Here is a 26,753-nt window from a genome sequence, read left to right as displayed (position 1 = left end):
GACTGGTTTACTCATGTCTTTGAGCAGTTATTTCATTTAGCCAAAAAAGAACGTAGACGTGTTGACTGTAATGGTTTTCGGTTGTCTCCTAAACAAATTCTTTTCCCTTAGCCTGACGGCTATGGTGTTATCACCAACAACCACTTTCCCTTAGTTCAGGTTGGTGATAACATCAACCTGGGGACGAATATTTCATAAACCAAACGCAACTCTATTTGTCACGAGATCCTTACAGGAGGACAGGAAAGGTTGCTTTTCCTTTATTTACTGGACTCATTTTCAGAAAAGTTATGGAACACGATGAGGAGCTTTCCACTGCTTGCACCTGTAACAACTATTATTTTCCTTTAAGATTTTGCATTACTGCAAGCTTTTATTTGTCTATTTGTTTTGCCAAAAACTCGGGATAGCGGTCGCCCACAAGTGTAATTCCGTTTACCGTGGTGTCGATTTTTGCAAGCTCATACGCTGTGAACACAACATTTGTACTGCCAATGTTTTCTTCTAAACGATGCAATTTTGTAGTCCCTGGTATTGGCGAAATGAAAGATTTTTGAGCCAGGAGCCAGGCCAGTGACAATTGTCCCAGTGTGATGTTTTTTTGTTTGGCAATTTCAGAAAGTGCATCCACTAAAACCATATTGGCTTTGATGTTTTCTTCACTGAAACGAGGAAGTATATTTCTTCGGTCTACAGCCTCCAATTTTCCGTTGATGATACCCGTGAGGAAACCTTTGCCCAGAGGACTGAACGGCACAAAGCCAATTCCCAACTCTTCCAATGTAGGTATAATTTCTGCTTCGGGTTCACGCCAAAATAAAGAATATTCGCTTTGCAATGCCGATACAGGCTGAATGGAATGTGCTTTGCGAATGGTTTTCACACCGGCCTCCGATAAACCGAAATATTTTACTTTGCCCTCTTGGATCAGATCTTTTACTGTTCCTGCAACATCTTCTATCGGAACATTGGGATCAACCCTATGCTGATAAAACAAATCAATGCAGTCTGTTCTTAATCTTTTTAAAGAGGCTTCGGCTACTGCTCTGATTGTTTCGGGTCTGCTGTCCAGACCTACAGCCGGGCTGGCATTTTTACAACCAAATTTTGTTGCGATGACTACCTCTTCACGCAACGGTTGAAGTGCTTCGCCAACAATTTCTTCATTGGTGTAAGGTCCGTAGGCTTCTGCGGTATCGAAAAATGTGATGCCTCTTTCAACTGCATTGCGGAGTAATGCTATGGCTTCTTTTTCCTCTATTCCTTTGCCGTCCAAAAAGTTTAAACCCATACAGCCAAAGCCCAATGCGGAAACTTCTAATCCGCTATTTCCTAATTTTCTTTTTTGCATATTTTTTATTGTTTTTAAAACTGAATAACTTTCAAGTACAAAATTCTGAATTGCAGTCCAATGAAATGTATCTCAATTGGTATTTGTTGTAGTCAGATTGTATATGTGGATGGGCTTCTCTGCTTATTTTGTCATGCCAATTGGGTGTAGTGCGACCATTACTAACTCTACAAAGGTCTGCCACTATCAGACAGATTCACCCGGATTTAGGCGTATTTTGCAGTAGGTAGATTACCTATATGGGGCATAGCGGATAGATAGGATGTTTCAATCCTCATTAGGATGGAATTAGCATTCGAAGAGCGGACAATATAAGCAAGGCTGTTCATTGCATGCTTACATTAGAGCTGTACTGGAAGGACATTCGTTAAACAAGTTCGTTTAATTTGCTGGCTATGAGCAGGGTGAATCCCATCTAGCAGGGCACCTGCCTTCTTATATAAGTAAGCATAACATCAAGTGGCGCAATCCGTTTGGAGATGAAGAATGGTATAGTCAGGCATGGAAACATTAGTAATTATATTTCTCCTATCCTGGAATGTATCTTTTCTTACAAAAATTAATAAACTCTAGTGTGCTTATTGGAGGTGGCTCTTCAACAGTAATACAAGCCGTTTGAGAATTTAGATAGTTTTTGACCTTTTTAAACAAGAGGATACTTTCAACTGAGCCAGGTTCATTTCCAAAAATTGATACCCCAAAAATCATCTTTCCATCGTTTGTATACTGTAGCGTAAACTGCTTAATTTCTGATGTTTCGTCCAAATTTCCCCAATAAATAATATAATCAGAGGCATCATTATTTTCCAAATACAAAAGTAATTCTGAATCCAAATAAAATACTTTTTCCGGATCATCCGAATATTGAGGAATAGGATACTCATCGGACATCTCGCTTTTTACAAAAGAAAATCGTTCAAAAAAATCATAGATCAGCTTTGATTGTCTGCTATCAACTAAATAATAGGAATCTATGTATTGAGGCATACTATTTATATTCTAAATTATTTCATCCGTCCCGCAATGACAAATTTTCCTTGAAGGGTTTCATAATTATACTTCTCTATTGCCTTTAAATAAGACTCGGGAATATCATTATCATCTGCCACGGTTTGAGGAACAGCCACCCTTTTATCATATACATGAAGATCAAACAATTCATTTTGTGTACTAAAGGGTGTAAACCCCCAATCATATGTTCCTGTAAAGGAAAGCTTAATTTTGGTTTTTAAGGGTGTTAAGAGCACAATCACTAACTCATCAGCGGAAAAGTGTTCCAGTGTAATTATGGCGGCATCATGATAAACTGACATACCTTATATAAATAAGTAGGCAAAGTATTCTATTTAGGCTAACTGGCAAACACATTCCTAGCCAAATGTTTACTATATACTCAATTGTAATCTATCTGAAATGGTTTTCTGTATCCCTAAAAAGCAAAAGTCAGACACTGAGCTTGACTTTTACACTAGTTCTGAGTGGAATAGTTTGACAACAAACTTTTTTTATTGTAGAATTGAATCATAAACCAGCGTTTTTCCTGCATCAGTATATACTTTGTATGTCCATTCTGCCTCACTTTTAATTATAAGTTGAACATATTCAGGCGATTCCCAGTTAACATTCGAAAACAAATGTAGTCTGAAGCCTTCTTCATCGAAATAATTGTAAGCGCCTATAAACATATTACCTGATAGTTTTTTCCTTCCTCCATACCAGGTAACAAATTCCTCTGGATTTGGCTCATTGATTGATATTAAATTTAAGAGTATGCCTCTATATGTAAAAGAATTCACTTCTTTCATTCTTTCTAGTTCATCTTCTATGTCAGGAAAAAGTAAAATAATATTCGTGATAAAGCTCATCTATTTATTCTTTAGCAGGTGGAACATAAGGTTTAGTTGAGATTTTTAGTATTGGATATGGAAATATTCATTTTCTATGAGCCTGCTAATTACTGATTTAAACTTCTAAATCACTCATTAAGAATGTTTACATTTCAGATGATTGTACTTGTGTATCTATCATATCCATATCCTCTCTGGCGTTCCTCAAACAAGTGTAAGCATCCACTCCGTCACGTATTCTCTCCTATTGCTTGGTTACCAGGTTTGCAGGATGATAAAACAAACGTATAAATTAGCTTTCTCTAATGAAAGACGGTATGAGTCGGATGCTTACGGTGCATTCCCGCTCCGAGGCCGTTGACAAAGCTTTGAGAAACAAACTAGTCTGAATCAATACATCCATGCGCTTGCAAACCCACCCGGTAGGTATTTTTTTGTTTTCCGGTGATACTAGCTTCTAGCCACACTGTTTTCGGACAGTCAAATACACATGTTCATGTCTTGAATGCCACCCAGCCGTTGGGCTATCTTTGTTGTGTTACCACAAAACCTTCTACCAGGATCTGGGGTAACAGACCCTCTGACAAGCATGAGGAGTTGTAAACCGTTCGCTTTTTCACTTCTCAAATCTAAATTTTATGAAAACGTTTCAAATCAAAACTATCTTCTTTTTTTCTGTTTTAACAGCCCTTGTTTTGTTTTTCAGCTCCTGCCAGCGAGAAAACGACATAGTGCCGCAGCCCAGTGTTACCGACAAATCAGCTAAGCTTGACCTTACTATACCACCCATCCAGATTCAGTCTGCCTATATCTCCAGGATTTCTCTATCGGCTAATGAATTTATACAGTTTTATTACCGGGGTGGCAGTACCTTTCCCAGTATGGCAGATGTTACTCGTAAAAATTACTCAGACGGACAATTAGTTACCACTCGTTGGTACTTCAGCTATGATGCCAGTCATCATCTGACCAAAGTTACCTCTACTGCAGATGGCAGAGTTATCGATGTAACTACCAACTCAGATGGCCTGATTACCGGAGCTAGCTGTCTGATCAATGGTAGCTTTTACCTTGGCCAAACTCTTACCTACAATACATCCAATCAGCTTACTTATTTTCATATTGCATATCCGGGAGCCCATAGCAATTACGCTTTTACCTATCTGGCAGATGGCAACCTGAATACTCTTTACCGGACAGGAGAAAACGGCTCGGCAAACTTCAATATTCAAGCCACCGGGCATGATGGCAAAATAAGCCCTTGGATTTCTGCCAGAGGTAACCTTGCGTTTTGGTTCATGGTGACCATGGTGGGACGTTTAGAAGGTACGCCTGGTCTGTGGCTTTCGTACAAGAACAACGTGACTAGCTATACCATCCAGCAAGGAACACCCTATAGTGCAACAATCAGTTACTCCTATGACAGCGGTTACGGGTATGCGGCAAGTCTGGTGGCTACCTGTACCAATCCAATCTATAATGCGGGTCCTTACGGGATTACCTATTTCTATCAGTAGCAGTGTTTAAGCGTTGATACCAGAGCACTGATTCCAACATGAGTAATCCTGAATTTAAGTAAAAAGGTGTCCTTGAAAAAGTAATAAAATATGCTACAAAAAGAGCAAACATGCCTTCAATCGTGTGCGGAAGTGTAGGTGCGTAGGCAATCCTTTTCCCGCGAGGTTGGCCCTTGGCCATGCGGGCCGAAGGATCGGGAAAAGGTGCCCTTTTTTGCTTCATTTTTTGGGCAAGCAAAAAATGAAGGAGCCGCAAGTAGAGAGATGTTTGGAGCAAGAAACAAACATAATTAAAGAAATTTCTCAAAAATAAACCCAAGCCCACACTTATAAAAGGAATAGGCTTGGGTTTTGCGCTCATCCATATATTCTTTAGATACACATCTCTAAAGACAGTTCCAGATCGCTTTGAGAATCGGAATACTGTTTACTTTTGCTTTTATGGATTCGCTAAATTTTCATTTGGCAAAACAGTTATTCCCAATAATTTTTCATTAGATCCTCTACCCAGGAAGGTTGTTTTAAGCTCCCCTTTGGCTCAAATTCTTTGAATACTGGTTTTATATCTAATACAGGCGTCCCATCGATTGCATCTAAGTACTTGACTTTTAAGGTTCTACCCTTATGTTCCAGAAGTTCGACTGTGGCCAGGCCAATGGCGTTGGGCCTGTCTTTTTTTCGTTGGCCATAAATGCCCACCAAAGGATAAGCGGGATTACCTCTTGGTCGACCTGAAAAAACAATATCTCTATCTTCAACCTGATTGAAGTAGTAAATTATTTCCAGATGAGAGAAATCCGAAATCTGATTAAAGGCTTCGGTAGGAATATGATCTGCCAATTCAATTTCAGAAACAACCCCTTCCCAGTAATCATCTGTTGGGGTTTTTCGTGTGTTTTTTACAATGGCTACTGAATGTATTTTTATTTCCATTTGATTTTTGTTTTGTCATAGGGAGTTACTCTAAGCTGAAAATCCTGTTAATGCGTACTAATACGATCATTATTGAGTACTAGTACGTATTGATAGGATTTATTTTTACTTCGTTATTGGGCTATGCTTTGTAAACATATTCTTCTCTATTTAACGAATGAAAGATGCCAATACGCGACTGCAAGTAGGTGATATTGTTGAAAATATTCTGTCTGGTGCTCAAATGACCATCATTCATATAACGTCTGATAAGGTGTTCAATCAGGAGATTTTCCATTGTGCCTATTTTGACAAAAAGTATTTTATGGAAATAGAAATCTTTCAGCCGGAAGAAATCAGATTCCCTTCTTCATCAAAGGATGTGGAAAGAAAAGAAAGTGATATGAACATAAGCGATATGAACATACAGGATAGAGTACTATGTAAACATCAGGTGAATTCAGACAAACCAGTTATGAAAGTTACAGGTCTTTACCCGACTAGTATTCCACATGTCATCTGCAAATGGTTAACCCTGGATGGAGAAATACAAACTGAAATCCTTCCTTTGACAGCGTTAAAAAAAGCTGACTAATAAAACTACTTTTCTACGTTTAATCCAAGAAAAACACACTTTAGAAAAGTGAAAGAAAAATAGGACTTGTCCAGTATCGTAAAATAAAGTGGTTTTATGTGAAGGGATTACTAATTTTTCACTAGCTGTCCGATTAAGTCGTGACTAGTTCACTTTTGCAAAACGGCTGCTAGCAGTTCGGGCTTCTTTTTGTCTATGGATATTCAAAGCCAAATTCAATATAATCGAGTTTATCATTTTTCAGTCTGTAAATTGCATAATAAGTTGGCATATTGTTGCTCGTCAATAGTTTTGTTTTGCTGTCATTTGGAAGCTCAATTCTGTAGTTAAGTTCAATACTGGTTTTTGTGCTGTCTTTGGCGATATAACAAGTTCCGAGTTTTTTAATGATTTCCTTTTTGCTTATTCCAAGTTTAATTCCTTTTTCAGTATTAAATTCCTTTGAATTTATTTGTCGGAAGTTCTGTGTAGAGTTGTCCGAATAAGCTATTTTGAAAATACTCACCTGGCTGTAATAGTCTCCTGGATGCACTGTCAGTCCAAGTTTTTGTTTTTTGTCATTCGAATAAAATACATGAGTTGAGTCGCCTTCTAATTTAGTTTGCTTTCCTAAAATAGCTAAAGTACTTTTTACATCTCCTATTTTAATACCAGCCACAGAAGTGTCTGGGTCAACAAAAGAACATTTTGATTTATTCAATTTTTGTTGTTTTTCATACTCTTCACGTAATTCTTTGTCTGGTCCAAGAACAAGTTCTGATCTATCGTTTTTGGCAACAGAACTTGACTGCCAATTAGTGTAGTTTGTCAAGAGTAAGATTGTCAATATTGCTACTACTATTCTCTTCATTGTTTGTCGGTTTGTGTCGCTATAGCCTGACCATTAACTCGTAAATGGACGCATGTTTTGCATCCTTTCGTAACAAATATACCAAAAAGAATGCGCAGGTTGGATAACTATTCCATTGATTATATCTGGAAGCAAACAATGAGTAGATTCCTTAAGAGTCAATACCTCAAATGAGGTATTTTTAACAAAAGGTTATCAGTATAAGCGATCATTACTTAGATGATTGAAATGCAACCTGTTTTGTTGGACAACGGCAGTTTTAAGGATATCGTGTTAAGGACATTGTGAATTATTCACTAGAAATGGGGCTCGGATGGACGTTTTCTGAATGCTATTTGTATGGGTAAGGGCTGTTTCTTTGCCCCAACCCGTCAAATTAGTGAACTGGCCGTCTGTGCTCATGTCCATCACTGAACACAGCGGATCGCCTCCGCCCGCATTGCCCGGTCCCCATTCCCAAGCCAGCCACCCGATACCTAGCCGTTGAGCTTCGCTGATAATGGTCTGGTAATCTACCTTTCCATTGGGTCCGCAAATACTCTCATCCCCTGCGTAAGCTCCATAAGCGGCAAACTCACCCACGATAAATGGCAGGCTGGCATTGACAGCAGCTTCAAATTGCTGTCTGATAAATTGTGCATTAGCCCCCAAAGCCATGGGCCAGTAAGTATGTACCGAAAACAGCAGGTTTTTAGCCGGATCGGCCTGTATCAAATCACCTCCAACACGCACCAGCTGTTCAAGATTTTTTCCCCAATCCGAGCCATCGATCACCAACGGCGTGTGAATACCCGCCTGCCGGAGTTGTTGCACAGCATCTGTGTAGCCTTGTATAAACTGCGCATCGGTCACCTGGTCATCCCCACACTCGTTGGCAATATTGACCAACAGATACTGCTCATGTTTTTTAATAAGCTGTACAATATCCGCTCGTTTCCAGAATGCAACCATTTGTCCCAGCTTGCTCCACTCACCTGTGGCATCGTGCACTTCGACCATCGGAATCATTTGCCGGGCAACACAAAGCGTAATCAGATTGTCCAGTTCAGCCGCTGACGTAGGTTGCCCGTTTTCCTCGTGGGCAAGCCAGACAATCCGAACACAATTGGCACCGGTTTGGGCAATCTGGGCGAAGGAGCTCCCTGTTCGGTCGGTCCATACGTTCATCTTGTTGACTCCCCGCAACAGGACCTGGTTGCCACAGTGATCATACAGGAACCGCCCCTGTATGTAGAAGCCTGGTCGTTGGGCAGCGGTTGTATCAGGCGTTTGTGAGACAGAGTCCTGTCGCTTACAAGCTCCAGCCAGCAAGCCGATGCCTAGCACTGACAACCAAAACACGAAAAGGATGCATACTTTCATACTCTTACTTTAGAAAAGTTTGGAGTCACCAATTTAGCTCAATCAGGTCTATTGAGTCAATAACCTTTTTCACACAAAAGTAATCCGTCACACGACAAGAGGTAATAAACCAGTGGTAATAAATATTTCTCTTGGTTGCCCCTAACGGTCAAGTATAAGCGCAGTGCGGATTTCGGAGCGATTCATTAACCGCCCACAGTAAACTTTGCTAAATGCCAACATACTCAATTTAGCTATTCAGCCCGCATTACGCTTATACAATGGTAAAGACTGGTATTTTCTTCTTTCAAAGATTTAAAATCTCTTTACTATCATTCCATACTTTCTCCATTACTTCATCTTTTTGAGCAAGTTCGGAAGGCAAAGGAAAGGTCATTTTTCCTGCTCTCAATGCAGCATATTCTTTCCCCGCAGGTATACTTATTTTACCAAGTGCAATGTCAGCCAGTGCTTTGCCGGCATCCTCAATACTATTCGATTTTGGAAACACCCGTTTTCTTAAAAATGAAATCGAAAATAGTTTCCAAAGAATGCGACGGAAGATACCAAGATTTTGCGTCAGTCCTGTTCCTGGAGTCGGTCCCGGGTCATAAGCAATTCCTTCCCAATTTCCTGTAAGCGTATTGATATACCTTGCAGTTAGCAGATTGCATAATTTAGAAGAAGCATAAGCCCTTTCGGCATTAATTTTATCCTTTTCATCAAGCGTTTCATCTTTTTCGGGGTATGCTAACCAATAGATGTTTGCGTGTTTTGGTGGAGCGACACGAGAGCCTTCGTCAGGATTGTGTGTACCACTTGTCGTTAAAATAATTTTAGCATTATCTGCAAGATTTAGTTTCAGTAAGTCAATCAACAAAAAATGGGCTAAATGATTGACTGCAAATGTGGTTTCAAACCCATCTTCCGTTTTAGTGTCCACAGTTGGAATGCTTATTCCTGCATTGCAAATCAGTACGTCAATTTTTTTGTTTTCAATCGTTGAAATTACAGCAGAGGAAAATTCCTTGACTGATCGTACGCTTTTTAAGTTTAAAGGCAAGTGTTCTGCACCTGCAATGCGCTTATTTCTAGTGCCTAAAATTAAGCGAGTTCCCGGTTCTTGCAGGAGTTTTTTGGAGGTAATAGCACCAAATCCCGAAGTGCCGCCTGTCATTACAATTATCTTTTCAGCCATATAAATATAGTTTTTCACTGCAAAGTTGACTATTGCCTGACTGAAAAAATTGTACACTAGCGACATCTTGCTAAACGGCTGAACTGGTGCGGATTAGTTTATTTAGTTGGCGGTAAAAATCGGCTTTTTCAAAAAAATGGTTTGGTCTATAGTTCGTGAAGAATTTAAAATCTCTTGAAAAATGAGACTGGTCAAAATAGCCCGAATTGTAACCCACGTCAGTTAGGGTGTTATATTCAAATTGCATCTGCTTAAATGCTTTTTGGAAACGGCTAATTCTTCTGTATGATTGAATATTGACGCCTATCAGTTGTTTGAATTTACGTTCTAATTGTCGATTACTTAATGGAATGGTTTGTTTCAATTCAGTGATCGATAAATCATCATTTAAATCCCATGCGTCAACCATATCAAAAATAGCCTGCTCTATGTCTGAAGGCTTTCTGACACGTGCTATTAAAAAATCTTCAATAAGGGATATGTTTTCTTTTAAATTCGTATGAGATAGTAAACAGTGGTTCAATTCGTTTGCTTTGTTACCCCATACAGAATCACTTTCAATAATGGTATTTGCGAATTTATCCATTTGAATAGTGGTAAATCGACTCATTCCATAGGGAGAAAACCTGACAAAAACTCCTTTACCTTTCTCCCATTTCATGGGTAGAGGTTCCGTTTGAATGCCAATCAGAAAATTGCGGAATTGTGAGTTGTGAATAGTAACAGGCAAATTGGTAAGAGCCCAAACCATTCCATTTTTAGGAACAAATTCTTTATGTAGTGTTTGTCCGTTTTCTGTTTCGAGAATCACAAATTCTGTAACAAACTTTCGCAAAAATATATTTTCTGGCTGTATTGAAATATGGTTTATCATTTTCACTGTTTTACTAGTTGTTAACATGTATACACCTGAAATACCTTTACTAGTTCCGGGTATTGCAGCAATATATGTGATTACACCCAACAAAAAATGTTCCTTTATAGCCTTTTGGAAAGAACATCCATGATGAGTAACAAAGCTTAAAATTAAAATAATGATTAGTGATCTCTACAATAAAGATGCTTTACGTTGGTGGGAGAAACAACGTAAGTTCTTCAATATCTATTCTATTAGTAGTGGCTTGGTTTGCCTGGTAATCATGCGTCTTTTGAACAGTGCCAGCGTGAACTTTTTCATGTTTCCGTTTTTAGTCATTTATCTTCTTTTCCTAAATCTACTCTATACCTTAATGTTTGTGTTATACAGTGTCCAATCTAAAAATATAACTGAACAAAGTCGATTAAAAATGGCATTTAAAGCGATAGTGATAATGACTTTATTTAGTAATGCACTTAGTGCGGTATATCTGATATTGACTATAAAACACAGATAAGTCGTAAGCATCCGATCCAAGCCGTAGTTATTAGTTAGCCTAAATATAATCCCTTGCTTATTGTAAAGTAAAGAGGGATTAGACCTGACAGATACTCATTACACTCTTTGTAAATGCGTTTTAAGGATTTCAAGATATAGTGTACCAATGTAAGCTTATATACATATAAAAGTAGTGACCCCAAAACGGTCTTTTCAGGTCACTAGTTACAAGACGCAAAAAGGCCATGAAAACGCATGTTTTCATGGCCTTTCTTTACTATACTTTTTTGTCCACTAATTAAAGTTTTTTCAACTTTCCCATAGCTGATTCAAAACTCAGTTTTTCTCCATCCTTTTTCACGTTGAACTCATATGTTTTCTCTGTGAGTACAGAGATTCCAAAAAGCTCATTTGCTCTTACATAAACCGTAAACCTCAATGTATTTGAATCATAAGACCAGGTACCTGATTCTATAGTGAGCTGATCTTTGGGCTTTTTATCTAAAGAAGACCTATATTCATAATTACTTTTTAGCTCAATAGACTCTGTGGTATCACCGATGATCATCTGGTAAGAACCTACAAATTCTCCACCTCCTTCAAATTTTGTGTCATGCTCTGCTATTGAACTTATACAGTTATGCTCTATTAACAGATCGGATTTTACTTCAATGGATTTCCTGGATTTAAATACTTCTGATTTTATGATTTCACCTACATGAACTTCATATATACAGGCACCTCTTTTACTTGCATCAACTTTAGGATCAAGAGAGAATACAAGTGTTTGAATCTTTTCCTGCTCTAGTTTCTTTATAGGTAACTTCAGAGAATACGAACGAGTGGAATTAAAAACAATAAACTCTTTTTCATTAAACGCTTTACCCTTACTGGCATAATAGACTTTGTTACCTTGTCCTGAATCATATCCACCAACTTTTCCATATAAAATCAAATTTTGACCAAAAACCAGTGATGAACAAAACAGGAAACCAAGTAGAATAAAAATTCGCATAGGATGATATACAATTAAATGATTGAAAGCATTTGTATATACTGAACATGTTTTGAAGGTAACTATCCTGATTTATTACCAAATGACACCTGTCTTTTTTGGTGGAAATTTCCAGTCTACACTCGTGGTAATCTTTCCTGATTAACACATGAGACACTCCGATTACACCCATTATTTTCGCACTCGTTGCAGAAAACATAAACAACCCCATCACGATGATAATGAAAAGCATTTTGTCCGAATAGGTCTTCTACAGGGTGAACTGAGGAAAACGCACCTCGATGCATTCATGGCTGTATGCGTTCAAGCCATACCCTATTCTAGAAGAGCAGTCGAGTTGATAGCTTTGCGGAATGAAAGCAAACTTCACATAGGCTCATTTTTGCTCCAAAATCTGTTGGTGGTGTCATTAAAAAAATATAATAGACAACTTCTATAGCAACAATACTTCTGTATGAGATCTTTAGAAAGTATCAGAAAATACTTTTTAATAAGATCCTGTAGTTAGTATACATTTGCAGGAATAATATCATTTTGTTAGTTACTTCATATAAGATTTAAGTATCTATGAGATAGTATGAATATAGTACAGTATTAATAAAAGAAAACTAGTAAAGCCAGGCTTAGCATTTATTTATAATCAATCATACATGAAACAACTCCTACAAATTTTTGTAATTCTTATCTGGTTAAGTTATAGTACGGTATCTGCGCAGACATATACACCTGACAGCACATTTACACCTCTTCTCACAAAGGAATATACTACTAGTGTCAGGTCTATCATGCTGCAGCCTGACCAGAAAATTCTGATCTCAGGCTTCTTCACTTATCTTAATGATATACCTGTTAAAGAGCTTATACGATTAGATGCAAATGGAAGCATCGACAATACGTTCCAACTTGCAAAAGAAATTGAAGGATATCAATCCATGCAATTGCGTCAGGATGGAAAAATTGTTTTGACAGATATATTACGGGATGAACCCAGTCAGCCGCTCCTTCAATTTCATATCTTAAATTCGGATGGCTCTTTAAACTCGACCTACAAAACAACCATTCCATGTAACTTTATCACAGGAAAATCTTTTGCAATTCAAAAAGATAATAAAATGCTGGTAGGTACGCATACCTATTATAAAAGTAGTTATCGTGCAAAACTTAATCGTTTCCTTCCCGATGGTAAAATTGATCCCTCATTTACTATAGCGAATATAAACTTCATTTATATCAATGAAATTTATATTCAAGCAGATGAAAAAATAATTATTGTTGGAGATATAGATTATCCTGATTCTGAGAACGTATCCAGAATTCACCTGATTAGACTTAATAAAGATGGCAGTGTGGATGCTACTTTTAAGACAAATGACGCCATAGGTGACCAGGTAGCCACTATTGCCTTACAAAATGATGGAAAAATGCTGTTCGGATACTATGGGAGTCTCATCCGACTAGAAGCAGATGGCTCAATAGATTATACATTCAAGGCAGAAAATGAAAATAATACATCATTCAATGTTTCTGCCATTGCTATCCAATCTGATAATAGAATCATAGCCTCCATCTGGCGCCCTATTTCTAACTCTGTAGGATATGGAAGTGGACAAATTGTACGCTTTATGCCTGATGGAAAGCTGGATAAATCCTTTGAAGTTAGCAGTGGTTCACAGTATGCTATTCCTATAGTAGTACAGCAAAGCAATGGGGATATTCTGACAGGAGGAACATCTCTTTCTTATAACGGGACTATTCAAACGGGACTTGTCCGACTTAAAGGTACAGATGGAAAAATAGACTCCTCTTTTCCTTTTAAAACAGAGAGAGATGGATTAATAGAAACGATTAACCAACAATCAGATGGCAAAGTACTGGTTGGCGGTAGCTTTGCAACGGCTAACAACAAAGCACAATTCGCTCTCACCCGTTTACTACCAGATGGTCAGGTAGACATCAATTTTAAAGCCAGAAAAGAATTAGATGGAACCAGCAGTAGTAATGAAGAACGCATTAGTAAAATTGTAGTCCAGTCTGATGACAAAATATGGGTAGGCGGTTACTTTAGCACTTTTAATGGAGAAAACACCACCTCACTCATTCGCCTTAACCCAGATGGAAGTACAGATGCGACCTTTCAGTTGAGTGATTCCAGGTATAATTTAAGTGATATTGCAATCCAGCCAGATGGCAAAATTTTGATATCAAGCCGATCCAATGGCTGGGATTCTACCAAGTTTCTGCTTCGTCTGCTTCCAGATGGTACACTAGACCCTGCATTCAAAGGAGGCTCTACAGTAAAAAAAGCAGTAGAAAGAATAGTATTGCAAGAAGATGGAAAGATACTTCTTCTACAGTTTGCAACAACTGTTTCTGGCTCAGGTAGTTTTTCAACGCCAGGATATGTTAGTCGTCTTAATGCCGATGGCTCGGTTGATATGAGCTTTACACCATATGAATCAAAACCAGGTGTTCACACACTAGGAATACAAAAAGATGGACATATTATACTTGCAGGAAGTCTACTTATACCAGGCAGTACAGTCCAATATGGCCTTCTTCGTTTACAAGCCAATGGAACAATTGATAATACTTTTGGAGTGGAACTTGGAGAAGGTGGTTATGTGGATGATATTATACGCCAGGAAGATGGAAGATTGCTTTTAACGGGTAACTTTCCAGCATTCCAGCAATCCATCCTTTGTTTACAAAATAATGGTAATCCAGACAAAACTTTTATTGTTAGTGTACCTGAAGGATTTAGCAATACGCGAAGAATTTTTTCTACTGGAAATAGTTTGTTTGTAAGTTATAAAGATTCAAGAGTAATAAAGCTAAAAGGGGAGAAACCATTGGGAGTGGAAGAATCAGGCAACAGTTTGGTTCATTTGTATCCTAATCCGGCAACAGGACAATTTAACATCACCTTACCGCAAGGTTGGCAGATGGCAGAAGCGACATTATATGACATCTCAGGAAACGCAGTTCCTGTAAGTCTGCATAAAGATTTAGATTACTATCAAGTCCAAACAGGGAATATTCCATCTGGATTGTATGTATTAAAAGTCCTTACCTCACAAGGCACCGTTACCAAACGAGTGATTCTGAACTAAAACATATTACTTTTGATCATTCAGGAAGACAAAACTATACAGTATTGTCTTCCTTTTTATGTATCACTGCTACTAAATCACTCTGTATGCCAGTAAGCTTTTTTATACTATTCAGAAGATAACTTCCTTTTTGCTATTGACCAATCCCGGAAAATAAACAGAATCAATGGCTTAGTTTGTTTCTTTGCCTGTCTGCTTCTAACACAAGTATCCTCTGATACTAACCTTTATGCAGAATATACATAACTGTTTGAGATGACAGAATGATTCCCACGCGCCATGTACCCCTAGGCAAAAAGCAGAAACAAAGCAGGATTCTTTTTCGTAAACGCATGCATATCCTTTCTTCTATGAAATATACTTTCCTTTATTTTCTACTAATATCTCTACTTATAAGCACTTCCTGCAAAAAAGACGACTTCAGTGACTCCAATGCTGACCTATCAGGCATTGATTTTAAACAGGAGATGCGAAACTTTGTACAAGGTATAAGTACTTATAGCAAAAGCATAAAAGCAGGCATGCTTATTATCCCTCAAAATGGTCATCAGATACTGACCCAAAATGGTGAGCCACAGGGCCCTTTAGCTACTTCATACATCACAGCCATCGATGGCATAGGCCGGGAAGACCTTTTTTATGGGTATGATAATGACAATACACCCACCAAAGCTTCAGATCAGAATGAAATGCTTCCTTTTTTGAACATAGCCAAAGATCATCAGGTAAAGGTACTCGTTACAGACTACTGTTCAAATCAGTCCTACATGGATGATTCCTATACTAAAAATAAAGCGAAGGGATTTATTTCATTTGCGGCAGATCACCGGGAACTGGATCATATTCCAGCCTATCCTGTAAAACCCTATGCCGAAAACAATCAGAATATTACCAATTTATCAGCAGCCCAAAATTTCCTGTATGTATTAAATACGGCGTCCTATACCTCTAAAGCTGCCTTTCTGGATGCAGTGAAAGCCACTAATTATGATGCCATTATTATGGATTTATTCTTCAATGATATTGCCTTTTCGAATACTGAAATTCAATCTTTAAAGACAAAAGCGAATGGAGGAAAGCGACTTGTTATCTGCTATATGAGTATTGGGGAAGCAGAAGATTATCGCTACTACTGGAATGATACCTGGAAAAGCAACAAACCAGCCTGGCTCGAAAAAGAAAATCCGGAGTGGCAAGGTAATTATAAAGTGTACTACTGGAACAAAGAGTGGCAAAACATTATCTATGGAAATGATCAGTCCTATGTAAAAAAGATAACGGATGCCGGATTTGATGGTTTGTATCTCGATATCATAGATGCCTTTGACTATTTTGAAAACAAATAAGATGCTAAACCACCCTCTTTAGTTTTGTCTATAACTTATCCTACATGAAAAACTTTGTTTACTCCTACCAGTGAAGAAGAGCTCAATGTCTGGCTTCCGCCTGCCATTTACAAAGTGTGGCTTACGTGTTTTAAACCCATAGATAAAAGCCGGATGGGATCGAAGCTGATCGTCATTTAGTTCGGTCCGACTCCGGAAGAAAACCCAATCCAGACGATTATTCCAATGGGTGTTACATTCATTGAAGGTGAAACGTATCCCGAGGATTTTGATTATTGATTAGTGGATTTGTAAATGAATGATTTTGGCCGGTTTTATACCTTGCCAAGAGGACCAGCAACAACGGTTCTGGCCCTCTTGGCTACCACCCTTTTTAGTCAACATTGATAAGTCCCTCCCTCTGAACATCGAGGATAACGAGAAAGGTGGTAGAAATACACTTTGCTCCCCACATCCGGTATATGTTTGCCTTGATTTAGGCTGTATAAACCGTCGTTAGGTGTAGTCTTCTGACTCTGTCGTGGCGGACAGATACGACTTTGCATGCAGGTAGTCTCTGACTACCCGACGAAGACTAATCAAGTCACTGCCCGCACACTGTAGGCACAAGCGTCTACCTTATCCTGTCCCATAACTTTTTCAATTTTGAAGACTTTAGGGAAAACCTCTCTTTTTTGACCTTACACCTTTTTTGTCCTCCTGAAAGGATATCGTGGCAAGACCGGCGACCTTTAGATTTGGAATATATTTTTTCTTTCATAAACCGAACGTAGTTCTATTTGTCACAAGATTCTTTCAGAAGGACAAAAAAGAAATATGAAAAAAAGAAATAAACTTCCTTACGTTGACAGCATTGAGCGAATGCTTGCGCCAAAAAGCGGGGACTATTTACTATCACCACGGGCCAGTCTTCTTGACTTGATAGAAACGAGTACCATCAAACCGATAGAGTCCTTGACCAGTGCCCCACCACATATTCCCCTCTTTATCCTGAAACATACTTTATACACAGCAATTCAGGCCATCGGCAGGTGTAAAAACCTTAAATGCGTTGGGATTTGGTAAGGGAATCGTTGGGTCGAATCTGGTGGTGCTACCTCGGGCTGTAACCCAAATAATACCAGATTCTTCAATGAGTATTCCCCAAAATTCGGTACCTCCCAAGCCATCTTTTGAAGTATAGGATGTAAACGTTTTGCCATCATATTTACAAATACCATTTTTCATTGTAAACCACATATTGCCTGCTTTATCCTGTGCGATGCCGCCTGCGTAGTTTTCGCCTAAATTTTCGATTTCTTTGAGATGAACAAGACTTTTTTCTCCCTCTGAAGGCTTATATCGAAAAACACCTGTATTTGAAGAAGCAAACCAGATAGTACCCTCTTTGTCTTCCATGATGCCCGCAATATTCACCGCACCCAGTTTTTTGAATAATGAAAAACTTTTTTGGCCTTTCCTATCTGCTACGTGGTCATATCGGTAAACCCCTCCATGCGTACCCACCCAACTATTACCCGATTTGTCAAAAAGAATACCTTTTCGGGTTATATCTACATGGGTTAGTCCATCTTTTTGACTATAGTTTTTGAAGGTTTTGCCGTCATATTTATAAACTCCCTGGTCTGTCCCAAACCACATATTTCCATCCTTATCTTCATTGATGGCATACACCGTTTGGTTAATAAAACCATCGGGGGTAGAAAAGTAAGTCAACGTCTTTACATCGTATCTCACAACTCCGTCGCCTATTGTCCCAAACCATATATTTCCTTTTGAGTCCTGAAAAATACTTCTGATATACTGACTAACTAAGGTTGTGTCAAAATCAGGAGCTAAAGAAGCCGGTTTAAAGTTTCGGATTACATTAGGAATGGGTTTGGATGCATTTGTGTTGACTTGTCCGTTGCAGCAACTGCGAAAGCCAAAGAGCAAAGCGAATATATGTATGTATTTCATCGTGTATTTGCTCAGCAGCCGCCTTTGCGAGGGGCACGCTTATACAGTATTTTACTGTCTCGTTCCACATAGTCGCCCGCTACGATCGGATAGGAATACTTGGGTGCGTACGATACAAAACGGCTTCTTATTAGTAGTTTGTCGTTAACTTTCAGGCTATGCAATGGCTGAAATTCAGTAGACTGTTGTAGCCCAAAACTAAGAATGTAATCGTCACCATTAATCCTGACCATCACTCCAAAACCCAATCGTGAGCCTGGTGGAAGAGCAAGAGAGGTTACAACCGCCTCCATAGGGAGAGAATCTCGTATAGACTTCCTTAGTTTAGCAGCCCCGGCAAGCACTTTTTTACCTTCAACAGACGTTTCCCATTTTTTGTACTGTATGCCATCAGGGGTAGCCTCCCATTTTTTCAATGCAGCTTCTCTTTCCGCAGCAGAGAGTGGCTTTGGGGTTGATTTTTCAGAAGTTTCCTTTTTGATTTCGCGATAGGCAAATATAAGTCCGCTTGCCACAACCAGCGGTATGATCAGAACATAGATAATTTTTTTCATATTTTTCGTAGTTTTACTTAACACAGATCAATCTTCTAACAAATCAGATCCGTTCAAGGTATTTCGGAGTAGGACTTGTATAAATACATTATTGAATACTAATTGGCCTTATGGAATACGGTCTTCCAGGAACGCCCTTTGCCATATAAGTCTGATTTTGCACTGGCCTGCACAGTGATAGACTTGCCATCATTGCTCAAGTTCCAAACCTCCGTTACATAAACAATCATTTGTTCGGGCACACTGGTATTGGAAGCAGAGGCAACCCCCAGGTGTACAGTTGAGTTAACCGTCATTGTTTGTCCATCAGCTGAGAACTTTACGGTAAACTTCTTTCCTCTTTCCGGGCCATGATTAATTTGGTTTTCTTTACCGTCGAAGGTCAGTTTCTCCTGACTTGTAACTGGCGTTGTACCCGGAAACGAGCTTGATACAGCTATGGTTAAAAAATCTGCATGCTCTGTTATTTTCATTGTTGTAGCAAGCATACGATCACCCGAGTCATAACAACAAACAATATTTCCGCCCATACTTATTGATTCTTTGGATTTCCATTCGCCAGAAAAGTTAGCGCGATGCGTGTCATTTTTTTGCTGTGCCTGAACAGCAAAAAAAATTACTCCTGCTAACAGACTAATCAGGCAGAACAAAACGTTTCTTTTAACTTTCATATATGTATTTTTGCTTTTAAATGGTGATGAAGCGATCCTGATTTACCGTGCGGGGTTGGGCAAAATCAGGATAGGTTCCTTTCTAAATTGATGCAGCAAATCTACTTTGAGATTCTTCGGCTTGAGAAATTTGGATTGTAAATAATACTGTAAACTTTGTAAATTTTCTCGTGACAGTATGCTTGTTAAAAGAAATTTCCTGCACATGAAACGTACGCACATCGGTGGAGTACTGATTCTGTTGTTCATTTCGGTAATCTGCGTGGCTTTCCGTATGACCGGCAATGATGACTTTGACTCTGCCCGAAGGGAAATTCTGCTTCGCCTGATCGGACACGAACTGCTCCTTCAGTCGGGCGACAGTACCTCACGGGTATTACCGGTAAAAAAGATTGCCGGTAATGAATACCAGATAAGCTTTGAACATGCGTTTGCTTTCCAACCCGGCTCCCTGGTAAATACTACCCAGCGTTTGCTGGCTAAAGATCCGCTTGCAAGTGAGTATGTTGTCAATGTACTTAACTGTTCCGATGCCACCATAGTCTACGGATATGTGATATCAAAAAATAAGAAAGATGACATTGTAGCCTGTATCGGAAGACACCAACCCCTGGCGTGTTATAAGATTAACATTAAATTCAAACCAACCGGAATAATTACCTCATCGAATGGATATTTTCTGGGCAGCCTGACCGTTCTAGCATTTGCTGGATTTATTTTTTTAAGATCTGTTAAGCCACCGAAGGCCTTACCTGACAGTCCCGCTATAGTCACGTTAGGGTCAATGTCGTTCGACACAGAGACTGGTAAGCTTCTGACCAATGGAAAGACTATAGATCTGACTAGAACTGAAACCCGTGTACTACGCATTTTCGCGTTGTCTCCTAACGAGGCTATCGAGCGAAGCCGGCTACAAAAAGAGATATGGGAAGATGAAGGGGTTATTGTAGGCCGTAGTCTGGATATGTTCATTTCAAAACTCAGGAAAAAACTGGAATTTGATCCGAACATCAAGATTGTTGTCATACGTGGCAAAGGCTATAAGCTTGAAATCAGCTCTTGAGAAGGAGGCTGCCGGCAACTGGATCCGAAACGGGTACCCGATGACCTGATTTTCTGTAAAAATTCATTTCCAGATATGACTCAGTACCTGGTACAACTTTTATAAACTTTACATCATACTTAGTGTATAGATCAAAATAGCCTTTATCCGATTGGATAGCAATCGAAGAGTCAAAACTAAAGTTTCTTTTCCTTGAAGGTAGCAAGCAAAAGGCCTGAATACGTCTCCAGACCTTTTGTGTTAGAAAGTTTATCAATAGAAGCTCATTTGTACTACTTCATCTTACTGCACCACAACCCGTTGAATAGAAGTACCCTTGTTTGTCTGAATATGTACCAGATAAATCCCTTTCGGCTTAGCCTGCATAGTCAGTTGCACAGTCTGGCTATCTGTAGAGGATACACTCACGTTCTGCGCCTCACCCAACAGATTATAGATTTTAACCTGCTCAATGCGCACAGACAGATCTACCGACTGAATCCACACCTGACTCTGGGTAGGATTCGGATACAGACTCAGCTTGCCTTTCAGCGCATCTGGTTCAGCAGCCATTACCTTATCTATAATAGAATCACTCAGCTGATTAGCAGCATCTATTACTTTTGGCACATCATACAGCACATTGGCTGTAGTGTTTGTGCGTACCGGATCATTATAGTCAAAGAAGATATCGGCATAATTCTCAATCTGTGTCTTCTCTGGCAGATTAGCTTTTGGCTTGATAGTAAACTGAATGAACCCATTGCTACCTTTCTGATCACGAGTACTGTCTGGTAGATTTATATTATTGAATGTCCAGGTTAAAACAGGTTGCCCTTTGCCACTTACTTTCAGTGAATAACCATGGGAAGCAGCTCCCATTTGCAATGTGGCGATATCCAGATTTTCAGATAAGGTATCGATTACCACAACAGTATAAGCATAATCCGTTCCTGTATTTTGAAAACGAATCGTGTATTTTAGTTCAGAGGTTGTCGGGGTATAGTGCTCATCTGTTGTTCCTGCCGGACTTACCAGCTTGTCGTTAGGATCATAGGAATCTACAATTGGCAGACATTGTATGGCAACTTCGGGTTCGATATCATCCTGTGGTAATGCATCCACAAATCCTTTGCTGACTACATCACTACTAGAAGCCACACACCCTTCGATAGTCAGATTGGTTTGGGACTTACGGGGATGATCCGGTCGTTGGTCTGCTTCCAGACGAACAGTCTTGCCGTTAGCAGGTACTTTCAAAACTAAACTATCTCCTGCTGCCAGTTTATAATTTTTACGGAAAGCCAGCTGAGCATCGAGCAATATTCTAAATTCAGCACTATCAGCCATTGCCTGTCCGATGTTTTTAATCACCATCTGAACCCGGCCATTTTCTATACACTTGCCTGTGAGTACAATGTCGGAATTGTCCCAGGTAGAATTAGCAGGTAGAGTATAGGTATTGGCAGGAGTAATCCAGGCTTTGGCACATAGAGCCAACCCTGTTATATTTGCTATACACACAACTGAATCAGTAATATGAATAACACCTGAATGAAATGACTTAAGTGTATCAATAGTAAAGACATAATTAGAATCTTTGTCAATGGTATACGGTTTATCAGCAGACTTAAATACCACATATTTTGGAAGTTTTACAGAGACCTTTACATTTTCAGCATCGCCATACCCTGTATTGGAATAACTAATAACAATTGTGCTGATAAAACATCTCCGATGGGGTTCAAGACTTACATTACTTACCAATTGTGGTAATAATGTACCTCTATTTGCAAAATCTACATGAGTAGTGGTATCTTTTTTACTTGTAAAAGTGATAATAGAAGAAACATTTGTAGCTGGACAAGAAGGTTGTATAGCTGAACTTGATGTAGTATCAATTATCTGGCTAACTGTATATTTTCCTGTATCTAACAAAATTTCATAATTGCCCTCTATGTCTGTCATAGCAAAATAGCTACCAGGATTTGCAACTACCATGGCATTTTGTAGTGGTTTATCACCATTGGTAAAGCTACAATTCTGGTCTTTATCCAAATAAACTTTTCCTTTAATCGAAGTATGTGGCAGGTTTGTTGTATATACTATTGCCCCAAATGGAGAAGTAAAGTACAAATCTCCTTTCTGGTCAAATGCCAGATCGGAACACCGCATGTTTGGCAAAGGAATCTGTGATATATATGAGTTTTCCCTTCCTCCTGGTGCAAATCTTTGAATAACATGTCGGTCAGCAATCCATACATATCCTTGCTTATCTAATGCCATTCCAGAGGGTTTATAAAAACCACCATATCCATACTCAGACTCACCACCGAATGAATAAAGATAGTTACCCTTCTCATCAAACAGCTTTACACTTGGAAACTCAAGATCCATTACCCAAACAATGCCTTGATTATCTACTACTATAGAGGTTGGCTCATGAAAGTCACCACCAACAGACCCTTTGGAACCAAAAGTTAAGAGGAAGTTACCATCTCTATCAAATTTCTGAACACGGTAATTACCAGAATCCACTATCCAGATATTACCTTGCATATCTATAGCAATACCTTGAGGCTCAACAAATTGACCATTACCAGAACCTTTAGAACCAAATTTAGACAAGAACTTTCCATTTTTGTCAAACTTTTGTACACGATGATTATATCTATCTGTTACCAAAAGATTACCTAACTTATCAATAGCCATATCTATCGGATACTCAAATTCACCATTATTAACACCCATATTTCCTACTGACAACAAAAATTTACCTGTCGCATCAAACTTCTGGATACGATTATTAAGCATATCAGCTACCCAGGTATTGCCTTCTATATCCACACAAATACTTTGCGCCATAGCAAATATCTCATCACCAAAAAATTTAGAAGAACCAAACATAGTTTCCCCCTGCCCTGTCGAATTAAATGCTTGTATAGAACCGTATGTGTCATCGGTAGTCCAAATATGTCCTTGATGATCTATTGTCAGATCCAAAGGATGAAAGCCAAATGAAATGCTGTAGGTAGTAACCTTTAACAGGTACTTCCCATTCTTATCAAATTTTTGGAGACGATAATTATTATAGTCCGCAACCCAAAAATTGCCATCTGCATCTTCTTTTATAGCTGCTGGCTGATAAAACTGTCCATTCTTAGTGCCATACGATCCGAATTTAAGTAAGAAGTTACCATCTTTATCGAATTTTTGAACACGACTATTTGTATATTCTGTCACCCAAAGATTACCTTCTCTATCAATAGTAATTCCTTCAGGTGAATAAAATTTTCCATTGGCAGTGCCCTGAGAACCAAATTTGGATAAGAAAACTCCGGTTTTATCAAATTTTTGGATACAATGTTTGCCCATATCAACCACTAGAATATTACCCAGGCTATCAAAGCAAAATTTTCCAAGAAGGGAAAATTGCCCATCCTTTTCTCCCTGAGATCCAAATTCCAGTAAAAGTTTTCCATCAGAATCGAATTTCTGTAAACGACCTCTTGTTCTATCTCCAACCCAAAGATTTTCCTCACTGTCCAACATGAGAAATAATAAAATAATACCATCTGGATGAGTAGTAAAGTTTAATAAAAATTGAACTTTATTATCCTTATCTAGTTTTGCTACATATCCATTCGAACAAGCTACATATTTATATCCCTTTGTATCAACAGCTACACTAATAGGTTCTGAGAAATTTATCTTTCCAATTCCTCTTTGGAGATTATAGGTTTGTGCGAAAGTAAAAGAATGGAACAAGAATGACGCAGATAGCAATAAGATAATCAGTAACAATTTTTTCATAGAAAATATACAGATATTGAATCACAAAAATAGTAAACAAACTCAATGTCTCATGGTACATTCTATTCTTTCCTCTATTTACATAGAACTTTGTCTGGAAATAGATACAAGCGCGTTAACCAAGTACTGATGGAAAGAAAGCAATACACTACCAGGAGATTTGAGAAAAGATAATTCTCTCATAATTAATGGAACAATACAAAACTGGTAGACTACAAAGCAGCAAAGCCCTATCAAACCAATTAAACATTATGCCTCTGAAAGGATACTTGGTCGTGGAAAGACGGCCAGACTTAATCTGGCTGAATCATCCGATTTCCAGGAGCAAGAATACTTCCTATAAGGGTTTTCTATTTTATCAATCTTTTTAACCCATTTTAAAACCAGAAACAAGTAACAGATCTTTACCTGGAAGATTTGTTGCATGGAGACCTCAGACTATTTAATACTAAGCCATGGCAAAGAAAAGGAAAACCTTACCCAAAGATTTTGAAGAACTATTAAGCACAGGAGATTTTCAGGCATTGAAAGCAGTGTTTACTACCTGTGAGCCAGATGCTCGTGGAGGGTATGCGAAAGCTACGGCGCTGGCCTTTGATAACTGTCCCCATGAACTGGCTGTATGGTTAGTGCAACAAGGAGCAGATCTGCAAGCCACTGATACCTGGGGAAACACTCCTCTACACAACCGCTCAGGTAGCATACATGGCAATATAAAAAGCTTGTTGACACTGGGTGCCTATGTACATGCTAAAAACAATCATAAAGATACACCTCTGCATACGGCAGCAAGTGCCCATAACGTTGAGAATACAGAGCTTTTGCTTGCCTATGACGCGTACATACATGCTCTCAATTCTGATGGCAATACGCCTTTGGAACAAGCATTACAAATGTGTCGCAATGCCTATATTGTTAACACTGTAAAACTAGCTAAAATATACCTGCAGGCAGGTGTGCAAATAACACCCAAAATGAGAGGATTTGTACAAGCTATAGGGAAGCAATTTGAATTCTACCGAGCTGGTTTCAATCAGGAGTATGTGGAAGAGGTAAGTACAGCTCTGGAAGAATTATACCAGCTATTTGACGTGGAACCTGTGGCAAAAAGAATACTGCATGATGGAAAAACTCCTATAACCACTACTGCCGCAAACTGGCAACAACAACATAAGGAATTTTGGGATCTTCTGGTTCCTTCCAGTGGCCCGGCAGCAACCCTACAAGGTGAGGTAATTCGAATCACAGGACGAATCGCCAATGAAGTACAAGGCAATGGAGGGATAAATTGGGACAGTGAGTATAAGAAAATGGCAGATGCATTCCTTGCATTCATGAAACAGGGAAATCCCCTCTCCTATTCTGAACTAATGGAGGCAGAAGAACTTGTAATAAAAATTAAACGAAGATCAGGCGACACCTCCAGACTGTGTGAACTGGGTGTACAATGGGTAACAAACAACCCCTTGCCCTTAATTCTTTCACATGTAGAGTACAATCGATAAAATAATATAGGCTACCTTCCACCACTTGCTATACACTTAGAGAACAATGCATTTTAAAGGAGTTTATTTATTTCTAATAGCCTTAGGGATATGTCTGCTTGCAGGTAGTGGCTGTACAGATTCCAATATAGCTGATACTATTAAAAAAGAACCGCAGAACAAAGAGATAGAGTTAGATGGTATTGTGTATAAAATCATTCATCCGGAAGATAACACGATAGCGGCCATGAATGCAAAGCTGGGAGATAGTGAACGGAAAGGCTTATTTGCCAACTACTATGATAAATACTGCATTCTATCTATTACCAATCAGCTGGATTCAAGCATTGCTGTCTATGCAAATAACAAATGTTTGTTGATAGAACAATTTACTATATATGGACCTTATATTGGCCGGTACAAAAAAGCACCAGAGAAAGAAGAGAAACGGAAAATATATACAGAAAACGAATCTCTTCTTATAGAGTATTTTGGCAAATTTAGAGGAGATCAGGTTTATGAAATTAAAAAAGGAGAAGAAAAACAGTTTTACCTTCCCTACCGATCCCTTCACTTTTATGAATCACAGGATTCAACCTATAAAGCATTGGGTATTGTGAATCCACCTGTAAAACTCGAACAGCGAATTGATTCTATCTATATATGGGATGATTATAGGATAGGTACATCAAGAAAACATAGTATATACCCCTCCTATCTGATGATAGGAAAGCTTGACTCGAAAGATAACTTTTGTTTACAAAGGATACGTAAACCGAATAGATTGTAAAATA

The 26,753-nt window shown here is 38.7% G+C and carries 21 protein-coding genes; 7 read left to right on the top strand and 14 right to left on the bottom strand.

Going from position 1 to position 26,753, the window contains the following annotated elements; genetic code table 11:
- Positions 1-373: 373 nt before the first annotated feature.
- From QNI15_RS07225 to QNI15_RS07210, 4 genes are all read right to left on the bottom strand, one after another.
- Positions 374-1,351, bottom strand: a complete 978-nt coding sequence (locus QNI15_RS07225) for an aldo/keto reductase (RefSeq protein ID WP_314031175.1) — start codon at positions 1,349-1,351, stop codon at positions 374-376.
- A 528-nt stretch (positions 1,352-1,879) separates the two neighbouring features.
- Positions 1,880-2,338 (bottom strand): hypothetical protein, encoded by a 459-nt coding sequence (locus QNI15_RS07220; protein ID WP_313989286.1) that lies wholly within the window; start codon positions 2,336-2,338, stop codon positions 1,880-1,882.
- Positions 2,339-2,355: 17 nt separating this feature from the next.
- The gene (locus QNI15_RS07215) at positions 2,356-2,664 is read right to left on the bottom strand and encodes a hypothetical protein (RefSeq protein WP_314031174.1); all 309 of its coding nucleotides are present in this window, start codon (positions 2,662-2,664) and stop codon (positions 2,356-2,358) included.
- A 192-nt stretch (positions 2,665-2,856) separates the two neighbouring features.
- Entirely contained in the window at positions 2,857-3,216 is a 360-nt protein-coding gene (locus QNI15_RS07210) for a hypothetical protein (RefSeq protein ID WP_314031173.1), read from the bottom strand.
- A gap of 620 nt (positions 3,217-3,836) precedes the next feature.
- Here QNI15_RS07210 and QNI15_RS07205 point away from each other — a divergent pair.
- Positions 3,837-4,715: a hypothetical protein gene (locus tag QNI15_RS07205; protein WP_314031172.1), complete on the top strand. Its 879-nt coding sequence runs from the start codon at positions 3,837-3,839 to the stop codon at positions 4,713-4,715.
- A 474-nt stretch (positions 4,716-5,189) separates the two neighbouring features.
- Here the strand turns inward: QNI15_RS07205 and QNI15_RS07200 are convergent, their stop codons facing one another.
- Entirely contained in the window at positions 5,190-5,648 is a 459-nt protein-coding gene (locus tag QNI15_RS07200; RefSeq protein ID WP_314031171.1) for an SAM-dependent methyltransferase, read from the bottom strand.
- Between the two features lie 157 nt (positions 5,649-5,805).
- Between QNI15_RS07200 and QNI15_RS07195 the strand changes: the two genes are divergently transcribed.
- A complete protein-coding gene (locus tag QNI15_RS07195; RefSeq protein WP_314031170.1) occupies positions 5,806-6,222 on the top strand; it encodes a hypothetical protein in 417 nt (138 codons plus the stop codon).
- A gap of 193 nt (positions 6,223-6,415) precedes the next feature.
- Here the strand turns inward: QNI15_RS07195 and QNI15_RS07190 are convergent, their stop codons facing one another.
- The 5 genes from QNI15_RS07190 to QNI15_RS07170 form a co-directional block, all read right to left on the bottom strand.
- A complete protein-coding gene (locus tag QNI15_RS07190; RefSeq protein WP_314031169.1) occupies positions 6,416-7,072 on the bottom strand; it encodes a hypothetical protein in 657 nt (218 codons plus the stop codon).
- A 273-nt stretch (positions 7,073-7,345) separates the two neighbouring features.
- Positions 7,346-8,434 carry a glycoside hydrolase family 5 protein gene (locus tag QNI15_RS07185; RefSeq protein WP_314031168.1) on the bottom strand — a complete coding sequence of 363 codons (1,089 nt, stop codon included), beginning with the start codon at positions 8,432-8,434 and terminating at the stop codon, positions 7,346-7,348.
- Positions 8,435-8,720: 286 nt separating this feature from the next.
- Entirely contained in the window at positions 8,721-9,611 is an 891-nt protein-coding gene (locus QNI15_RS07180; RefSeq protein ID WP_314031167.1) for an SDR family NAD(P)-dependent oxidoreductase, read from the bottom strand.
- A gap of 70 nt (positions 9,612-9,681) precedes the next feature.
- On the bottom strand, positions 9,682-10,485 hold the full coding sequence (locus tag QNI15_RS07175; protein WP_314031166.1) for an AraC family transcriptional regulator: 804 nt from the start codon (positions 10,483-10,485) through the stop codon (positions 9,682-9,684).
- Between the two features lie 778 nt (positions 10,486-11,263).
- Positions 11,264-11,980, bottom strand: coding sequence for a hypothetical protein (locus QNI15_RS07170; protein WP_313998618.1), 717 nt, complete (start codon positions 11,978-11,980; stop codon positions 11,264-11,266).
- 650 nt (positions 11,981-12,630) lie between these two features.
- On the opposite strand from QNI15_RS07170, the gene QNI15_RS07165 reads away from it, so the two are divergent.
- Positions 12,631-15,090 carry a T9SS type A sorting domain-containing protein gene (locus QNI15_RS07165; RefSeq protein ID WP_314031165.1) on the top strand — a complete coding sequence of 820 codons (2,460 nt, stop codon included), beginning with the start codon at positions 12,631-12,633 and terminating at the stop codon, positions 15,088-15,090.
- Positions 15,091-15,440: 350 nt separating this feature from the next.
- The gene (locus QNI15_RS07160) at positions 15,441-16,436 is read left to right on the top strand and encodes an endo alpha-1,4 polygalactosaminidase (protein WP_314031164.1); all 996 of its coding nucleotides are present in this window, start codon (positions 15,441-15,443) and stop codon (positions 16,434-16,436) included.
- Positions 16,437-17,438: 1,002 nt separating this feature from the next.
- Here the strand turns inward: QNI15_RS07160 and QNI15_RS07155 are convergent.
- The 3 genes from QNI15_RS07155 to QNI15_RS07145 form a co-directional block, all read right to left on the bottom strand.
- Positions 17,439-18,395: a ligand-binding sensor domain-containing protein gene (locus QNI15_RS07155; protein ID WP_314031163.1), complete on the bottom strand. Its 957-nt coding sequence runs from the start codon at positions 18,393-18,395 to the stop codon at positions 17,439-17,441.
- 11 nt (positions 18,396-18,406) lie between these two features.
- Entirely contained in the window at positions 18,407-18,949 is a 543-nt protein-coding gene (locus QNI15_RS07150; protein ID WP_314031162.1) for a hypothetical protein, read from the bottom strand.
- 98 nt (positions 18,950-19,047) lie between these two features.
- Positions 19,048-19,620, bottom strand: a complete 573-nt coding sequence (locus QNI15_RS07145) for a hypothetical protein (RefSeq protein ID WP_314031161.1) — start codon at positions 19,618-19,620, stop codon at positions 19,048-19,050.
- A gap of 205 nt (positions 19,621-19,825) precedes the next feature.
- On the opposite strand from QNI15_RS07145, the gene QNI15_RS07140 reads away from it, so the two are divergent.
- Complete coding sequence (locus QNI15_RS07140; RefSeq protein WP_314031160.1) at positions 19,826-20,683, top strand: winged helix-turn-helix domain-containing protein; 858 nt, start codon at positions 19,826-19,828, stop codon at positions 20,681-20,683.
- Between the two features lie 282 nt (positions 20,684-20,965).
- Here QNI15_RS07140 and QNI15_RS07135 read toward each other — a convergent pair whose 3' ends face one another.
- On the bottom strand, positions 20,966-24,475 hold the full coding sequence (locus QNI15_RS07135) for a DUF7619 domain-containing protein (RefSeq protein ID WP_314031159.1): 3,510 nt from the start codon (positions 24,473-24,475) through the stop codon (positions 20,966-20,968).
- A 455-nt stretch (positions 24,476-24,930) separates the two neighbouring features.
- Between QNI15_RS07135 and QNI15_RS07130 the strand changes: the two genes are divergently transcribed.
- Complete coding sequence (locus QNI15_RS07130) at positions 24,931-25,980, top strand: ankyrin repeat domain-containing protein (protein ID WP_314031158.1); 1,050 nt, start codon at positions 24,931-24,933, stop codon at positions 25,978-25,980.
- Positions 25,981-26,026: 46 nt separating this feature from the next.
- Entirely contained in the window at positions 26,027-26,749 is a 723-nt protein-coding gene (locus QNI15_RS07125; RefSeq protein ID WP_314031157.1) for a hypothetical protein, read from the top strand.
- Positions 26,750-26,753: the final 4 nt, after the last annotated feature.

Source organism: Xanthocytophaga flava (genome assembly GCF_030068545.1).
GTDB classification, from domain to species: Bacteria; Bacteroidota; Bacteroidia; order Cytophagales; family 172606-1; genus Xanthocytophaga; species Xanthocytophaga flava.
The sequence above is the reverse complement of the archived record's forward strand: the minus strand, read 5'-3'. Positions and strand labels throughout refer to the sequence as shown.

Bases quoted from the DNA above. Each gene is read 5' to 3' on its own strand.
- QNI15_RS07220 (WP_313989286.1), bottom strand. From the start codon at position 2,338: ATGCCTCAATACATAGATTCCTATTATTTAGTTGATAGCAGACAATCA.
- QNI15_RS07150 (WP_314031162.1), bottom strand. From the start codon at position 18,949: ATGAAAAAAATTATCTATGTTCTGATCATACCGCTGGTTGTGGCAAGC.
- QNI15_RS07145 (WP_314031161.1), bottom strand. From the start codon at position 19,620: ATGAAAGTTAAAAGAAACGTTTTGTTCTGCCTGATTAGTCTGTTAGCA.
- QNI15_RS07155 (WP_314031163.1), bottom strand. From the start codon at position 18,395: ATGAAATACATACATATATTCGCTTTGCTCTTTGGCTTTCGCAGTTGC.
- QNI15_RS07180 (WP_314031167.1), bottom strand. From the start codon at position 9,611: ATGGCTGAAAAGATAATTGTAATGACAGGCGGCACTTCGGGATTTGGT.
- QNI15_RS07225 (WP_314031175.1), bottom strand. From the start codon at position 1,351: ATGCAAAAAAGAAAATTAGGAAATAGCGGATTAGAAGTTTCCGCATTG.
- QNI15_RS07125 (WP_314031157.1), top strand. From the start codon at position 26,027: ATGCATTTTAAAGGAGTTTATTTATTTCTAATAGCCTTAGGGATATGT.
- QNI15_RS07135 (WP_314031159.1), bottom strand. From the start codon at position 24,475: ATGAAAAAATTGTTACTGATTATCTTATTGCTATCTGCGTCATTCTTG.
- QNI15_RS07165 (WP_314031165.1), top strand. From the start codon at position 12,631: ATGAAACAACTCCTACAAATTTTTGTAATTCTTATCTGGTTAAGTTAT.
- QNI15_RS07215 (WP_314031174.1), bottom strand. From the start codon at position 2,664: ATGTCAGTTTATCATGATGCCGCCATAATTACACTGGAACACTTTTCC.
- QNI15_RS07205 (WP_314031172.1), top strand. From the start codon at position 3,837: ATGAAAACGTTTCAAATCAAAACTATCTTCTTTTTTTCTGTTTTAACA.
- QNI15_RS07185 (WP_314031168.1), bottom strand. From the start codon at position 8,434: ATGAAAGTATGCATCCTTTTCGTGTTTTGGTTGTCAGTGCTAGGCATC.
- QNI15_RS07195 (WP_314031170.1), top strand. From the start codon at position 5,806: ATGAAAGATGCCAATACGCGACTGCAAGTAGGTGATATTGTTGAAAAT.
- QNI15_RS07200 (WP_314031171.1), bottom strand. From the start codon at position 5,648: ATGGAAATAAAAATACATTCAGTAGCCATTGTAAAAAACACACGAAAA.
- QNI15_RS07210 (WP_314031173.1), bottom strand. From the start codon at position 3,216: ATGAGCTTTATCACGAATATTATTTTACTTTTTCCTGACATAGAAGAT.
- QNI15_RS07175 (WP_314031166.1), bottom strand. From the start codon at position 10,485: ATGATAAACCATATTTCAATACAGCCAGAAAATATATTTTTGCGAAAG.
- QNI15_RS07130 (WP_314031158.1), top strand. From the start codon at position 24,931: ATGGCAAAGAAAAGGAAAACCTTACCCAAAGATTTTGAAGAACTATTA.
- QNI15_RS07190 (WP_314031169.1), bottom strand. From the start codon at position 7,072: ATGAAGAGAATAGTAGTAGCAATATTGACAATCTTACTCTTGACAAAC.
- QNI15_RS07140 (WP_314031160.1), top strand. From the start codon at position 19,826: ATGAAACGTACGCACATCGGTGGAGTACTGATTCTGTTGTTCATTTCG.
- QNI15_RS07170 (WP_313998618.1), bottom strand. From the start codon at position 11,980: ATGCGAATTTTTATTCTACTTGGTTTCCTGTTTTGTTCATCACTGGTT.
- QNI15_RS07160 (WP_314031164.1), top strand. From the start codon at position 15,441: ATGAAATATACTTTCCTTTATTTTCTACTAATATCTCTACTTATAAGC.